Annotated in this window: 16 protein-coding genes; 6 read left to right on the top strand and 10 right to left on the bottom strand. The window is 59.7% G+C overall.

Annotation, left to right across the window (positions count from 1 at the left end; translation table 11 throughout):
* Positions 1 to 57: 57 nt before the first annotated feature.
* The 5 genes from aqpZ to U862_RS0111935 all read right to left on the bottom strand — a co-directional run bounded on the left by aqpZ (position 58) and on the right by U862_RS0111935 (position 5,293).
* Entirely contained in the window at positions 58 to 753 is a 696-nt protein-coding gene (gene aqpZ / locus U862_RS0111955; RefSeq protein ID WP_025110613.1) for an aquaporin Z, read from the bottom strand.
* Between the two features lie 310 nt (positions 754 to 1,063).
* Entirely contained in the window at positions 1,064 to 2,896 is a 1,833-nt protein-coding gene (locus tag U862_RS0111950) for an ABC transporter ATP-binding protein (protein WP_025110612.1), read from the bottom strand.
* Positions 2,897 to 2,984: 88 nt separating this feature from the next.
* The gene (locus U862_RS0111945) at positions 2,985 to 3,548 is read right to left on the bottom strand and encodes a peptidylprolyl isomerase (protein ID WP_025110611.1); all 564 of its coding nucleotides are present in this window, start codon (positions 3,546 to 3,548) and stop codon (positions 2,985 to 2,987) included.
* A gap of 3 nt (positions 3,549 to 3,551) precedes the next feature.
* Positions 3,552 to 4,355, bottom strand: coding sequence for an alpha/beta fold hydrolase (locus tag U862_RS0111940; protein ID WP_025110610.1), 804 nt, complete (start codon positions 4,353 to 4,355; stop codon positions 3,552 to 3,554).
* A gap of 14 nt (positions 4,356 to 4,369) precedes the next feature.
* A complete protein-coding gene (locus tag U862_RS0111935) occupies positions 4,370 to 5,293 on the bottom strand; it encodes a LysR family transcriptional regulator (RefSeq protein WP_025110609.1) in 924 nt (307 codons plus the stop codon).
* Between the two features lie 49 nt (positions 5,294 to 5,342).
* Here U862_RS0111935 and U862_RS0111930 point away from each other — a divergent pair, with 49 nt between their 5' ends.
* The 4 genes from U862_RS0111930 (at position 5,343) to U862_RS0111915 (ending at position 8,211) form a co-directional block, all read left to right on the top strand.
* Positions 5,343 to 5,657 (top strand): hypothetical protein, encoded by a 315-nt coding sequence (locus U862_RS0111930; RefSeq protein ID WP_025110608.1) that lies wholly within the window; start codon positions 5,343 to 5,345, stop codon positions 5,655 to 5,657.
* A 228-nt stretch (positions 5,658 to 5,885) separates the two neighbouring features.
* Complete coding sequence (locus U862_RS0111925; RefSeq protein ID WP_025110607.1) at positions 5,886 to 6,485, top strand: FMN-dependent NADH-azoreductase; 600 nt, start codon at positions 5,886 to 5,888, stop codon at positions 6,483 to 6,485.
* Between the two features lie 323 nt (positions 6,486 to 6,808).
* Positions 6,809 to 7,231, top strand: coding sequence for a hypothetical protein (locus U862_RS0111920; RefSeq protein ID WP_025110606.1), 423 nt, complete (start codon positions 6,809 to 6,811; stop codon positions 7,229 to 7,231).
* Positions 7,232 to 7,344: 113 nt separating this feature from the next.
* Positions 7,345 to 8,211 carry a carboxylate/amino acid/amine transporter gene (locus tag U862_RS0111915; protein ID WP_025110605.1) on the top strand — a complete coding sequence of 289 codons (867 nt, stop codon included), beginning with the start codon at positions 7,345 to 7,347 and terminating at the stop codon, positions 8,209 to 8,211.
* Between the two features lie 110 nt (positions 8,212 to 8,321).
* Here the strand turns inward: U862_RS0111915 and U862_RS0111910 are convergent, their stop codons facing one another.
* Entirely contained in the window at positions 8,322 to 9,620 is a 1,299-nt protein-coding gene (locus U862_RS0111910; protein WP_025110604.1) for a mechanosensitive ion channel family protein, read from the bottom strand.
* A 191-nt stretch (positions 9,621 to 9,811) separates the two neighbouring features.
* Here U862_RS0111910 and U862_RS0111905 point away from each other — a divergent pair, with 191 nt between their 5' ends.
* On the top strand, positions 9,812 to 11,152 hold the full coding sequence (locus U862_RS0111905; protein WP_025110603.1) for a DEAD/DEAH box helicase: 1,341 nt from the start codon (positions 9,812 to 9,814) through the stop codon (positions 11,150 to 11,152).
* A 63-nt stretch (positions 11,153 to 11,215) separates the two neighbouring features.
* On the opposite strand, the gene U862_RS0111900 is transcribed toward U862_RS0111905, so the two are convergent.
* The 4 genes from U862_RS0111900 to U862_RS0111885 all read right to left on the bottom strand — a co-directional run bounded on the left by U862_RS0111900 (position 11,216) and on the right by U862_RS0111885 (position 13,758).
* Positions 11,216 to 11,815 (bottom strand): hypothetical protein, encoded by a 600-nt coding sequence (locus tag U862_RS0111900; protein ID WP_025110602.1) that lies wholly within the window; start codon positions 11,813 to 11,815, stop codon positions 11,216 to 11,218.
* Between the two features lie 12 nt (positions 11,816 to 11,827).
* The gene (locus U862_RS0111895; RefSeq protein WP_025110601.1) at positions 11,828 to 12,412 is read right to left on the bottom strand and encodes a papain-like cysteine protease family protein; all 585 of its coding nucleotides are present in this window, start codon (positions 12,410 to 12,412) and stop codon (positions 11,828 to 11,830) included.
* A gap of 242 nt (positions 12,413 to 12,654) precedes the next feature.
* Positions 12,655 to 12,930 (bottom strand): hypothetical protein, encoded by a 276-nt coding sequence (locus U862_RS0111890; RefSeq protein WP_025110600.1) that lies wholly within the window; start codon positions 12,928 to 12,930, stop codon positions 12,655 to 12,657.
* 90 nt (positions 12,931 to 13,020) lie between these two features.
* Positions 13,021 to 13,758 (bottom strand): thioredoxin family protein, encoded by a 738-nt coding sequence (locus U862_RS0111885; RefSeq protein WP_025110599.1) that lies wholly within the window; start codon positions 13,756 to 13,758, stop codon positions 13,021 to 13,023.
* A gap of 167 nt (positions 13,759 to 13,925) precedes the next feature.
* Here U862_RS0111885 and U862_RS0111880 point away from each other — a divergent pair, with 167 nt between their 5' ends.
* The gene (locus U862_RS0111880) at positions 13,926 to 14,318 is read left to right on the top strand and encodes a hypothetical protein (protein WP_025110598.1); all 393 of its coding nucleotides are present in this window, start codon (positions 13,926 to 13,928) and stop codon (positions 14,316 to 14,318) included.
* Positions 14,319 to 14,330: the final 12 nt, after the last annotated feature.

Here is a 14,330-nt window from a genome sequence, read left to right as displayed (position 1 = left end):
AACCGACAGACCGCTATCGCGAGCAGGCTCACTCCTACAAGGTGAGTTGTGGCGTCTTCAAGATTCGTCTTTGCCCAGCCAGCGATAAATCGTCCCGCCCACCACCGCGCCCAGCAGCGGCGCGACCCAGAACATCCACAACTGCGCGATCGCCCAGCCGCCCACCATCAGCGCCGGCCCGGTGCTGCGCGCCGGGTTGACCGAGGTGTTGGTGACCGGGATCGAGATCAGGTGAATCAGCGTCAGGCCCAGGCCGATGGCAATCGGTGCGAGTCCCGCCGGGGCGCGTTTGTCGGTGGCGCCGAGGATGATGATCACGAACATGCCAGTCATCACCAGCTCGGTGACGAAACCTGCGGCCATTGAGTATTTGCCCGGTGAGTGTTCGCCATAACCGTTGGACGCCAGGCCCGCAGCGATGTCGAAACCCTCCTTGCCGCTGGCGATGTGCGCGAGCAACGCCGCTGCGAGAATCGCACCCAGCACTTGCGCGATGATGTAGGCGGGCAGCTCTTTGGCCGGGAACCGGCCGCCGACCACCAGACCCACGGAAACGGCCGGGTTCAGATGACAGCCGCTGATGTGGCCGATGGCGAACGCCATGGTTAACACGGTCAGACCAAATGCCAGGGCCACCCCCAGCACCCCGATGCCCAGAGGCGAAGACGCGGCGAGCACCGCACTGCCACAACCACCCAGAACCAACCAGAACGTACCCAACAACTCAGTAACTGAACGTTTGAACAGAGACATGAGAGTGTCCTTGATAGGCGTGCTATCGAGACTGAATCGATTTGTGCTTCCTTGCCAATTTACGACAGGTTCCCTGCTGGAACCTTGGCTGAGTACAGCAGGCTTTGGACGGATTTCCAGCGGGCACAAAAAAACCGCCAGAGCCTGTGGGGAGAGGGCTGTGGCGGTTCTCAGGCGTTCAGGATCACTGCGGACCCTGTGGCAGCGAGCCTGCTCGCGAAAGCGGCATGTCTGACAACAATGGTGGTATCTGACACTCCGCCTTCGCAAGCAGGCTCGCTCCCACATTGCAATTGAATTGACCCAATGATCAATCGATGCCGACAAACCCTCCGGTCTGATGTGCCCACAACCGCGCATACAGCCCGCGATGGGCCAGCAGTTCGGCATGGGTGCCGCTCTCGGCGATCTTGCCGTTTTCCAGTACCACCAGCCGGTCCATGCGCGCGATGGTCGAAAGGCGGTGGGCGATGGCGATCACGGTCTTGCCCTGCATGAGGGTTTCCAGGCTTTCCTGGATCGCCGCTTCGACTTCCGAGTCGAGTGCCGAGGTCGCTTCGTCCATGATCAGGATTGGCGCGTCCTTGAGCAGTACCCGCGCGATCGCAATGCGCTGGCGCTGGCCACCGGACAGTTTCACGCCGCGCTCGCCGACGTGCGCATCGAAACCGGTGCGGCCTTCAGCGTCCGACAGCAATGGAATGAACTCATCGGCGCGGGCCTTGTGCACCGCGTCCCAGAGTTCGGCATCGGTGGCATCGGGTTTGCCGTAGAGCAGGTTGTCGCGGATCGAGCGGTGCAGCAACGACGTATCCTGAGTGATCATGCCGATCCGCGCGCGCAGGCTTTCCTGGCCGACTTCGGCGATGTTCTGCCCATCGATCACAATCCGTCCGCCTTCGACGTCGTACAGGCGCAGCAGCAGGTTGACCAGGGTCGATTTGCCAGCACCGGACGGGCCGATCAGGCCGATTTTCTCACCCGGTTTGATGGTCAGATTGAGGTCGCCGATGATGCCTTTCTTCTTGCCGTAGTGAAAATCCACGTGCTCGAAACGCACTTCACCACGGGCCACGGCCAGCGGTTTGGCCTGCTCGCGATCGGTGACACTGACCGGTTGCGAGATGGTCTGCAGGCCATCCTGGACCATGCCGATGTTTTCGAAGATGCCGGTAACCACCCACATGATCCAGCCGGACATGTTGACGATGCGAATCACCAGGCCGGTCGCCAGGGCGATTGCGCCGACGGTGATCAGCGACTGCGTCCACAGCCACAGCGCCAGCGCAGTGGTGCCGACGATCAGCAGGCCGTTCATGGTGGTGATCGCCACGTCCATGCTGGTGACCACGCGACCGGCCATCTGCGCCTTGACCGTCTGCTCTTCGATGGCTTCCTTGGCGTAGTGCTGTTCGAAATTGGTATGGGCGAACAGCTTCAGGGTGGCGATGTTGGTGTAGCCGTCGACGATTCGCCCCATCAGTTTGGAGCGTGCGTCGGAGGCTTCTACCGAGCGATTTTTCACCCGTGGCACGAAGTAATACAGTGCGCCGATGTAGGCGGCGATCCACGTCAGCAGCGGGATCATCAGGCGCCAGTCGGCTTCGGCGAACAGCACCAGCGAGCTGATCGCGTAGATCAGCACGTGCCACAGTGCATCCACCGCCTGCACCGCCGAGTCACGAAGTGAGTTGCCGGTCTGCATGATGCGTTGGGCGATGCGCCCGGCGAAGTCGTTCTGGAAGAAGTTCAGGCTCTGCTTGAGCACATAGCTGTGATTCTGCCAGCGGATCATGCTGGTCATCCCCGGGCTCAGGGTCTGATGCACCAGCAGGTCGTGCAGGCCGAAGAAGATCGGCCGCAGCACCAGCGCGACCACCACCATCCAGGTCAGTTCGAGGGCGTGGTCGCTGAAGAAATTCGGGTTGGGCGTGCCTTGGGCCAGGTCGATGATGCGACTCAGGTAACTGAACAGTGCCACTTCGATCAGTGCGGCAAACAGGCCGACCACCAGCAGGGCAGCAAAACTCGGCCAGACCTGCTTGAGGTAATAGGTGTAGAAGGGCCAGACACGATCGGGCGGGGACGCCGTCGGGGCGTCGCGGAATATGTCGATCAGTTGTTCGAAACGGCGATAGAGCATCAGATAACCGCCCGGAAGCCGGGCTCTCCTTTTATCGGTGTGAGCGGCGTGGGGTTGAATTCACGCCGCTCGAAACGCCCTGTACAACTTAGTCGATGACTTTGGCCGACTTGATGATCACAGGGTCGGAAGGCACGTTTTGCATGCCTTGCCTGGTAGTGGTTGGCGAGTTGACGATGACGTCGACCACGTCCATGCCTTTCACCACTTTGGCGAACACCGCGTAACCGGCGTCACGGCCCGGGTCGAGGAAGTCGTTATCCTTCACGTTGATGAAGAACTGGCTGGTGGCCGAGTTTGGATCGGAGGTGCGGGCCATCGACAAGGTGCCGCGAACGTTATGCAGACCATTGCTGGCTTCGTTCTTGATCGGCGCCTTGGTTTCTTTCTGCTGCATCTGAGGTGTGAAACCACCGCCCTGAGCCATGAAGCCCGGGATCACACGGTGGAAAATGGTGTTGGTGTAAAAACCGCTGTTGACGTAATCCAGAAAGTTCTTGGTACTGATCGGCGCCTTGACCGGATCCAGTTCGATTTCGATCTGGCCGTTGGTGGTGTCCAGCAGCACGTGCGGTGCTTTGGCAGGCGTGGCAGCCATCAGGTTGGCAGCAAACAGCACAGTGCCGGCGGCGAGGGCAAGTTTTTTCAGCATGGGTCAGTGATCCTGAGATTGAATATCGGCTGCGGCAAGAAACTCCAGCAGCGTTTGGTTGAAGCGTTCGGGTTGATCAAGCGGGGTGGCGTGGCGCGAATCGGCGATCACCACCAGCCGCGCATCGGGCAGCAGTTTTACATAGGTTTCTTTCAGCGCCACCGGCGTGTAATCACGGTCGGCGCTGACGATGAGCGTTGGACAGGTCACGCGCGAAAGTCGTTCCTGAACCCCCCAGCCAACAATCGCATCGAAGCTGGCGAGATAAGCACGTTTGTCGTTTTTTGCCCAGCGCTCGGCCATTTTCTGCCGCAAATCGGCCTGCTCGGGTTTCGGGAACAGTTTGCCACCCAGTGCCTTGCCAATGCTCGCCAGGCTGAGTACGCGCATCAGGCTCCAGCGCTTGAACCACTGCCAATAATCGTCGCGACTGCGGATTTTGACTTCGGGGGCGCTGTTGACGATGGTCAGGCTTTTCAGCCTCTGTGGCTGATCGACGGCGAACTGAAAGCCGATCATCCCGCCCATCGACAGCCCCACGTAGTGCACCGGACCGAGGTTCAGGTGTTCGATCAATGCCAGCAGATCGGCGCTGAAACCGGCGATGCTGTAGCGCTCGCGAGGTTTGTCCGAGCGACCGTGACCGCGTATGTCCGGAACGATCACCCGGTAGTGCGCCGACAGCGCCGGGATCTGCATTTCCCAGTCCAGGGTGCTCGAGCCGAGCCCGTGAACCAGCAGCAACGGCGTACCGTGGCCATATTCCTCGTAGTGCAGGTTGCAACCTTCGTGCTCGAAATAGGCCATCGGTGAACTCCGTGTCAGGCTTGTTCGGGGGCGGCGAACGGCGCGTCCAGCGGTAATGTGTCGAAGGTGCGCAACAGTTCGATGAGGATTTGCGTCGCCGGGCCCAGTGGTTTGTCCTTGTTCGAATACAGGTAGAAGCTCGGGTTACGGCTGCCGCCCTGATCCAACGGTAGCAGCTTGAGCGTGCCTTCCTTCAATTCCCGTTCGATCATGTGCCGTGGCAACCAGGCAAAGCCCAGGCCACTGCTGACGAATGTCGCGGCGGTGGCGAGGCTGCCGACGGTCCAGCGCTGTTCGGCGCCGAGCCAGCCGACGTCGCGCGGTTGCTGGCGACCGGAGTCGCGGATCACCACCTGCATCTGGGTTTCCAGATCCTGGAAGCTCAGCTCGCGGTTGAGCCGATGCAGGGCGTGATCAGGGTGGGCGACGGCGACAAACTCGACGTCGCTCAATTCCGCGCCGAGGTAGCCGGGGATGCTCAGACCAGTAATGGCCAGATCGGCCACGCCTTCAAGCAACACTTCTTCTACACCCGACAACACCTCCTCGCGCAGGCGCACGCGGCAGCCGCGACTCTGCGGCATGAACGCGGTCAGGGCCCTGACGATGCGCGCGCTCGGGTAAGCGGCATCGACCACCAGTCGCACCTCGGCCTCCCAGCCTTGCTCCATATGGTGGGCGAGGTCTTCCAGTTGGCTGGCCTGTTTCACCAGTTGCCGTGAGCGGCGCAGCAGCACGCCACCGGCCTCGGTAAGCACCGCTTTACGCCCGTCGATGCGCAGCAAAGGCACGCCGAGCTGATCCTGCATGCGGGCGACGGTGTAACTCACCGACGATTGCGAACGGTGCAGTGCCTCGGCGGCCTGGGCGAATCCGCCATGGTCGACCACGGCCTGCAGTGTTCGCCATTGATCAAGGGTCACGCGGGGCGCTTTCATCAATAGCTCCTCTTGTCCTAAGCTGGCCGTCCCTCATGGAGACTGGCGAATGAAAAAATTCTGTTGTGTGGTGCTAGCGTTGCTGCCGCTGACTGCGTTTGCTTACCCGATCGATGTGCAGAAGAGCCTCAATGGCCTGAAGATCGACTACGAAACCTACGACACCGATAAAGACATTGGCTCGATCCGCGTCGCCAACTACGGCGATGTCGATGCGCTGTGCAAAGCCGTGTTCAGCAATGGCCCGGAAGCACCGCGTACACGCAACATCGAGGTGCCGGCCGGCAAACATACAAACGCCACGGCCAAGTTCTCACGCGAGATCATCAGGCTGCGCATCGAACTGAGCTGCAGCCCGAAATAATATCGATCCCTGTGGGAGCGAGCCTGCTCGCGAAGGCGTAGGGTCAGTCGACACAGTCTCTGACTGATGCACCGCTTTCGCGAGCAGGCTCGCTCCCACAAAGGCTTAGACGCATCTAAACGAATTATTCGATGCTTTGCAGCAATTATTTGCGCTTTTTCATCGATCCAACCCTGTTTAACCTTCACTCCATCGACCTACAACATTCTCGGATGGAGACTACACACCATGTCCCGCGTTCTGATCATCGAAAGCAGCGCCCGCCAGCAAGACTCGGTTTCCCGTCAACTGACCCAGACCTTTATCGGTCAGTGGAAAGCGGCGCATCCCAACGATCAGATCACTGTGCGTGACCTCGCCGTGAACCCGGTGCCACACCTGGACGCCAACCTGCTGGGCGGCTGGATGACGCCTGCCGAGCAGCGCAACGCCAACGAGCAATCATCGCTGGACCGCTCCAACGAGTTGACCGATGAGTTGCTGGCCGCCGACGTGCTGGTAATGGCTGCGCCGATGTACAACTTCGCGATCCCGAGCACCCTCAAGGCCTGGCTCGACCACGTGCTGCGTGCCGGCGTGACCTTCAAGTACACCGAAACCGGCCCGCAAGGCCTGCTCAGCGGCAAACGTGCCTACGTGCTCACCGCTCGCGGCGGCATCTACGCCGGCGGCCCGGCGGATCATCAGGAACCGTACCTGCGTCAGGTCATGGGCTTCATCGGCATCCACGACGTGACCTTCATTCACGCCGAAGGCATGAACCTGGGCGGCGACTTCCAGGAGAAGGGCCTGAATCAGGCCAACGCCAAACTGTCTCAAGTCGCTTGATCGGTTAATCGCCAGATAATCGCCGATTGTTTTAGTGACCTGGCGCAACCCCTTCAAGGTTCTACGCGCATCGAACCTCCCTTTGCACTTGTTGCTCCTGAGTGCTGTAGCCCGATTGAACGCTTTAGCGAGATCGGGCTTTTTTTTGCCTGTTGTCGTTTTATGGGGAACGCAAAAACAGAAAGTTCCTACATGGTTTTCAGGTTGTTCGTCGGACGCGGCATCTTTAGGCTTTTGCGTCAGCTGAACAGTCAGCGATCAGGGGTGAACCGCTTGGTGAGCTACGAGCCGACACCGCTGACAAACAAGACAGGGAGATCACGATGTTGAAGAAAGTCATTGCCGCAATCGCATTCATTTCGGCGCCCGCCTGGGCGAGTCCACCGCCGTTCACCGGCACCGATTTCAGTGGTGTCTATCAGTGCAAAGGCACTGACAGTCACATTGGCGAGTTCAAAGGCACGGTTGACATGAAGCTCAACGCCGAGCAGAGCACGGGTCATTACGGCGCCTACAGTTTCAAGCTGACGCTGGCAGACAAATCCGTGTACGACGGTTTTGCGGCTGCCAACGCCGATTCACTGGCCATTTACTTCGCTCACACCGACCCGGCACTGAAAGATTATGGTGTGGGTGCCGCCAAGGTAGAGGCAGGGTCTGACGGCAAACTCTCGTTCAACAAATACTATTACGGCCCTGAGTACGAAGGCGGCGGACACGGCATGGAGCACTGCGTCAAAGGATGACTCTGGTCCTGTGGGGGCGAGCAGCGTCGTCCCCACGGCGGCAGCCTTTGCACAGGGTTCGCGATCAGGCGTAAAACCCGCTATCGTCGCCGCCATTCGAAACAGAGGCGACCATGGGCTATCTACTTTTTGTCACGCTGATCCAGGCGTTTTCCTTCAGTCTGATCGGCGAATACCTCGCCGGGCATGTCGACAGCTACTTTGCGGTGCTGGTGCGTGTGGTGCTGGCCGGGCTGGTGTTCATCCCGCTGACCCGCTGGCGCTCGGTGGAACCTGCGTTCATGCGCGGCATGCTGCTGATCGGCGCGCTGCAGTTCGGCATCACCTACGTCTGCCTGTACCTGAGCTTCCGCGTGCTGACGGTGCCGGAGGTGCTGCTGTTCACCATCCTCACGCCGCTGCACGTGACGCTGATCGAAGATGCGCTGAACCGCCGTTTCAACCCGTGGGCGCTGGTGGCCGCATTGGTCGCAGTAGGTGGCGCGGCGGTGATTCGCTTTGACCGGATCAACCCGGACTTCTTCATGGGCTTTTTGCTGCTGCAACTGGCCAACTTCACCTACGCCGCCGGACAGGTGCTGTACAAGCACCTGGTGGCGAAACACCCAAGCGACCTGCCGCATTACCGGCGTTTCGGCTTCTTCTATCTCGGTGCATTGGCGGTGGTGTTGCCGGCGTTTCTGCTGTTCGGCAAAGCCGACTTTCTGCCTGAAGCGCCGCTGCAGTGGGGCGTGTTGCTGTTTCTCGGGCTGGTCTCGACGGCGCTGGGTCTGTACTGGTGGAACAAGGGCGCGTGCCTGGTCAATGGCGGCACGCTGGCAGTGATGAATAACCTGCATGTGCCGGTGGGCTTGCTGCTGAATCTGCTGATCTGGAATCAGCACGAGGAACTGGGCAGGTTGTTCCTTGGCGGGAGTGTCATCCTCACAGCCGTATGGATTAGCCGTTTAGGTATCCGCAAAGTTCCAACCACCGGATAACCCCTGTGGGAGCGGGCTTGCTCGCGAAAGCGATGTGTCATTCAAAGATTATGTTGACTGATTTGACGCCTTCGCGAGCAGGCTCACTCCCACAGTTTTGATCGGTGGCGTTACATCAAGTGTTTCTGGGTTTGCGGAATGTGCGCCGAACCCAACACCGCCGGCAACAACCCCGACCGCAAATCCCCGCCACTCGGCTGCTGATACAGGCTCAACCCAAACTCCGGCAGCACCGCCAGCAGGTAATCGAAAATATCCCCCTGAATCCGCTCATAGTCGGCCCACGCCGTGGTGCTGGTGAAGCAGTAGATTTCCAGTGGAATGCCCTGCGCGGTGGTCTGCATCTGGCGGACCATGCAGGTCATGTTCGGCTGGACCTCCGGGTGGCTCTTCAGGTACGCCAGTGCGTAAGCGCGGAAAGTGCCGATGTTGGTCATGCGCCGCCGGTTGGCCGACATCGCCGCGACGTTGCCCTGCGCCTCGTTCCACGCCTTGAGTTCGGCTTTCTTGCGGCTCATGTAGTCGGTCAGCAGGTGCACCTGGGAGAGCTTTTCCTCTTCATCGTCGCGGATGAAGCGCACGCCGCTGGCATCAATGAACAGGCTGCGTTTGATCCGCCGCCCACCGGACTGCTGCATGCCGCGCCAGTTTCTGAACGACTCGCTCATCAGGCGCCAGGTCGGAATCGAGACGATGGTCTTGTCGAAATTCTGCACCTTGACCGTGTGCAAAGTGATGTCGACCACGTCGCCATCGGCGCCGACCTGGGGCATTTCGATCCAGTCGCCGACCCGCAGCATGTCGTTACTGGTCAGTTGCACGCTGGCGACGAACGACAGCAGGGTGTCCTTGTAGACCAACAGAATCACCGCCGACATCGCACCCAGACCGGAGAGCAGCAACAGCGGTGAACGGTCGATCAGGGTGGCGACGATGATAATCGCGCCGAACACGTACAAGACCATTTTCGCCAGTTGCACATAGCCTTTGATCGACCGGGTGCGGGCGTGTTCGGTGCGCGCATAGATGTCCAGCAACGCGTTGAGCAGGGCGCTGACCGACAGCAGCAGGAACAGGATGGTGAAGGACAGCGCCACGTTGCCGAGGAAGGTCATCGCGGTTTTGCTCAGTTCCGGCACCAGGTGCAGGCCGAACTGGATCACCAGCGACGGCGTCATCTGCGCCAGGCGCTGAAACACCTTGTTGTGGCGAAAGTCGTTGATCCAGTGCAGCGCCGGCTGGCGACCGAGCATGCGGCTGGCATGCAGGATCAGATAGCGCGCCACTCGTCCGAGGACCAGCGCGATGACTAATAGCAGCATCAGCGCCAGGCCGGATTGCAGGAACGGGTGCTGTTCGAGGGCACCCCAGAGGTCTTGGGCGTTGAGCCAGAGCTGTTTGAAATCCATGTGAGCAACGATTCTTCTGTAAGACGCGATGGGCGATTAGAGCATTTAAGACGCTGTGTATTACCGATGGAGACAAATCGAGCAACAAAAAAGCCACTGATTACGCCCGTTTGTATAAAGAAACTCGGCCTGAGCGCTCGAAACCGGTAACCTATGCAGCTGTTTTTTTGCATATCTTCGAGGTAGCACCCGTGTTTTCCCAATTCGCCCTGCACGAACGCCTGCTCAAAGCCGTGGCCGAGCTGAAATTTGTCGAGCCAACGCCGGTGCAAGCAGCGGCCATTCCGCTGGCGCTCCAGGGGCGTGACCTGCGGGTGACGGCGCAAACCGGTAGCGGCAAGACCGCCGCTTTTGTCCTGCCGATCCTCAACCGCCTGATCGGCCCGGCCAAGATCCGCGTCAGCATCAAGACGCTGATCCTGTTGCCGACCCGTGAACTGGCCCAGCAGACCCTGAAGGAAGTCGAACGCTTCTCGCAGTTCACCTTCATCAAGTCCGGCCTGATCACCGGTGGTGAAGACTTCAAGGTCCAGGCCGCGATGTTGCGCAAGGTGCCGGATATCCTGATCGGCACCCCGGGCCGGATGATCGAGCAACTCAACGCCGGCAACCTCGACCTCAAAGAAGTCGAAGTGCTGGTACTCGACGAAGCCGACCGCATGCTCGACATGGGTTTCGCCGAAGACGTACAGCGTCTGGTCGACGAATGCCCGAACCGGCAGCAGACCATGCTGTTCTCCGCGACCACCGGCGGTTCCGGCCTGCGCGACATGATCGCCAAGGTGCTGAACAACCCTGAGCACTTGCAGCTCAATGCGGTCAGCCAACTGAACTCGACCACCCGTCAGCAGATCATCACCGCTGATCACAATCAGCACAAAGAGCAGATTGTGAACTGGCTGCTGGCCAACGAGACCTACCAGAAGGCCATCGTCTTCACCAACACCCGCGCCATGGCCGACCGCATCTACGGCCGCCTCGTGGCTCAGGAATACAAGGCGTTCGTGCTGCACGGCGAGAAAGACCAGAAGGATCGCAAACTGGCGATCGACCGTCTGAAGCAGGGCGGCGTGAAGATTCTGGTGGCTACCGATGTGGCGGCCCGTGGCCTGGACGTTGATGGCCTGGACCTGGTGATCAACTTCGACATGCCACGCAGCGGCGACGAATACGTGCACCGTATCGGTCGTACCGGCCGTGCCGGCAACGACGGTCTGGCGATCTCGCTGATCTGCCACGGTGACTGGAACCTGATGTCGAGCATCGAGCGCTACCTGAAGCAGAGCTTCGAGCGCCGCACCATCAAGGAAGTCAAAGGCACCTACGGCGGGCCGAAAAAGGTCAAGGCCTCGGGCAAGGCTGTCGGCGTGAAGAAGAAAAAGACCGACGCCAAGGGCGACAAGAAGAAAACCGCCGCCAAGACCCCGACCAAGCGCAAGAGCGCCAACCGTCCGAAGCCGGATTCACTGGTGAGCAGCGACGGCATGGCACCGCTCAAGCGTCGCAAGCCAGCAGAGCCTGCGGCTGAGTAAGTCGCCTTCAGCGGCCAATAAAAAACCCGGACAGTGTCCGGGTTTTTTTATACGCAGCGTTTGTCAGCTGCCCAGTTGCCCACTGGTATCGGCGTCAAAGCGCTGTTTGGCGCGATCAGCCGCCGGTTTGAGCAGTGCCAGCAGTGCCGCTTCGCTGTACAACCGCGAGTCGCCCAGCGCCTTGGGCGTCGGCTCGATCGGAATCAGCACATCCTCGCCGTCCGCATGCAGCCAGATCGCCACGACGTGCAGGGCCGAAACAAACAGCACGCGCAATTCGACGGTTTTGCCTTGCAGTTGCGGCGCCTGTTCTGCCAGTTTCAATGCGCCCACGGTGTCGGTGGCCCGGCTGCCATGGTTCAGCGAAGAGAACTCGACGTGGCCGCGAACCTCCGCCAGTTGCGCATCGGCAATGGTCACGCCGTCGGCAAACACCAGGTAGTGCCAGTCACCGATACGCGCATCCCGCAGGCCTTTGCCCTGGCTCAGGTCGTCCAGTGTCAGCGAATAACCACGATAGGCTTCGCTCAGGCTGATCTTCGCCGGTGTGGCGTTGGCGAATTGGCGATTGATGCCCAAGCCTTGGGTTTGCAGTGCGGCTTGCAGCGCCGGACGCAGGGTCTGAACGCCGTTGGAAGGCGCCTTTGGATAAGTCAGTTGCATGATGTCGCCCTCCTAGTTTTTTGCGGTGAAGTAAGTGTGGGTCCAGTTGCCGCCGCCGTTGTATGAACCGGGGAACGCGTTCAGTGCACGGGTCGAGTAACCGTAGATCGAGTCGGCAACCAGCACGTAGTTGCCGTTGGTGCCATAAATCGTCAGGAAGTGCGCACCGCCGCCGTACCAGGCACAGCGCAGGCCGACCGGGCGGCCCATGTTGATCTGGTTCTGGATGGCCGACATCTGCAGCGAACCCTGATTCATGCCGTTGTAGCTACGGGTGGTTTGCAGGGCCGAATCCAGATAGCCGTAGACGTTGCACGGTCCCGGCTGATTGCAGCAATTGCGGTCCAGTTGGGTACTGGCGACACCGCACTGGGTCCAGGACCCGGTGCCGTAGTAGTTGCCGACCGAGGCGGAAACGGCTGCCCAGCACCAGTTGGTCTGAGTCTGTTTCTGCATCGTGAAGTTGAGGCTGGCGGCGGCCAGTGCAGCGGTATGCGCTGCGGCTTCAACTTCGACCAGTTGCGGGTCGAGCAGGTGGCCGACGAGGCACCTTGGCAGGCTCTCGCCGGTGAACGATGTTGCTTGAGTGGTTAACATTTTTCAGTCCTCCATGAATGAAAACAAGCATCCAGCTTGTGTGGGGTGTTGCGGTATTGCCGAGCGATCGGTGGCTAACGGTTGCCATGTTCGATGGCTGGTGCCGATCTCCTTGCTCGAACTAACCGTAGTCACGTATATGCATTTGTGCAAATAAATAAATGCACAAATGCATTTTCAAGGGTAAAAAAACGCAGCCGGACGGGCGTTGCCGCAGGCTGCGATTTGTTGATTAGCTATGATCAACCCTCGGTTTTCTTCTCGGCCGAGTCGAGTTCTTTCAAGCGCTGATCAATCAGCTGACACTTGTCCGGCAGATCGGCGCTGGCGCTACCAAGGTCCATCTTCTGCAGCTCGGCGTTGATTTCCTTGGCCTTCGCCGGATTCTGTTCGGTGAGTCTGGAGACTTCCTTGGCCAGTTGTTCACGTTTGGCGGTGGCTTCCTCGGGCGTGCAGGCCCACACGGGCAGGGAGCAGGCGAAGGTGGCGGCGAGGGTCAGCTTGAGCAGGGTTTTCATGGGGGCAGGCCTCCGTTCCGGATAAGGCGGGTTAACCGGTGGAGGCCTTGGGGCGCTGAAAAGTTCAGTCAGTCTCGCCGCTGCAGGTTGCTATTCGCCGCCGTGGCAGCAACCGGACTTGCTGGCACGCTCATACTGATCATGATGGCGCACCCACTCCATGATCTCGTCTTCATTGCGGCCCTTGGGCGTCAGGTCCAGGTAGTTGTAGGCACCGACCAGCATGTCCAGCCCACGGGCGTAGGTTGAATAGGTGTGAAAAATCTCTCCGGCCTGATTGCGATAAAACACGCTCAGCCCCGGCATTTCTTCTTCGGCGCTGTCAGTTTTTTCGTAGTTGTACGTCGCCTTTCCGGCCTTGGCGTCGCCCTCCCGGGCGCACACGCCAAAGTCGTAGTTGAAATCGGAACCGTCTGACGACACCCAGTCGAATTTCCAGCCCATGCGCCGTTTAAAGGCCTGAAACTGTCCGAATGGCGCGTGGGAGACGGCCACCACGGCAATGTCGTGATGGGCCAGATGCTGGTTGACGCCGTCGATGTGGTCGGACAGGAACGAGCAGCCCTGACAGCCTTCCTCCCAGTCCTTGGCGAACATGAAGTGGTAAACGATCAGTTGGCTGTGTTTGCCGAACAGGTCGGCCAGCTTCAGTTCGCCGTTGGGGCCGTGAAAGCGGTAGTCCTCGTCGACTTTCACCCACGGCAGGGCGCGACGCCGGGCGCTGAGGCGGTCGCGCTCCCGGGTGAAGGCTTTCTCGTCAGCCAGATGTTGTTTTCGTGCAGCAAGCCATTCTTCACGCGACACCACCGGATGATTCTCAATGTTCATGATGATTTCTCCTGCGGGAGTTCAAACCGTGTTTGTCAGACTAGTCGTTTAACCCATGGGCAAATCGACAGACCTCGAGGCGTGAAATGCAGCTGAACGGCTGCGACAGGCTCCGGTCACAACCTATGAACGCGCCATTAATCACGCGCACCGGAGGTTGAATCAGGATGACGACTTATAACTGGGATTTGATTGAACGCTTGCTGCACGAAGTGCAGAACAGCGCCGGCCACAGCTTCGCCCCTCGGGCGTACGCCGAGGACTATGCGGCGCAAAAAGCCAGCGCGGGCGAGCCGATCGAGAATCTGGATCACCTGAAAACGCTGGCCTGTGAATATGAACGGTTGCTGCTTTTGCGCGGGTATATCGAACCTCGTCCAGATGATCAGGGCAGCACGGGCAACAATTTCGTGCTGACGGCGCGTGGCGCTAGCCTGTTGAGCCTGATCGATAGCAGCATTCCCGGCAATGACCACCCGCGGCAGGTGCTGGACGATCAGCAGGACGCGCTGGATGAAGCGACGTTTGATGAAGTGGCGTCCAAAGCGCAGATTGCCTGACAGGTCTCCAGT

The organism is Pseudomonas sp. H1h, from assembly GCF_000633255.1.
Taxonomy (GTDB): domain Bacteria; phylum Pseudomonadota; class Gammaproteobacteria; order Pseudomonadales; family Pseudomonadaceae; genus Aquipseudomonas.
This window is presented reverse-complemented; position numbering and strand designations above follow the sequence as displayed.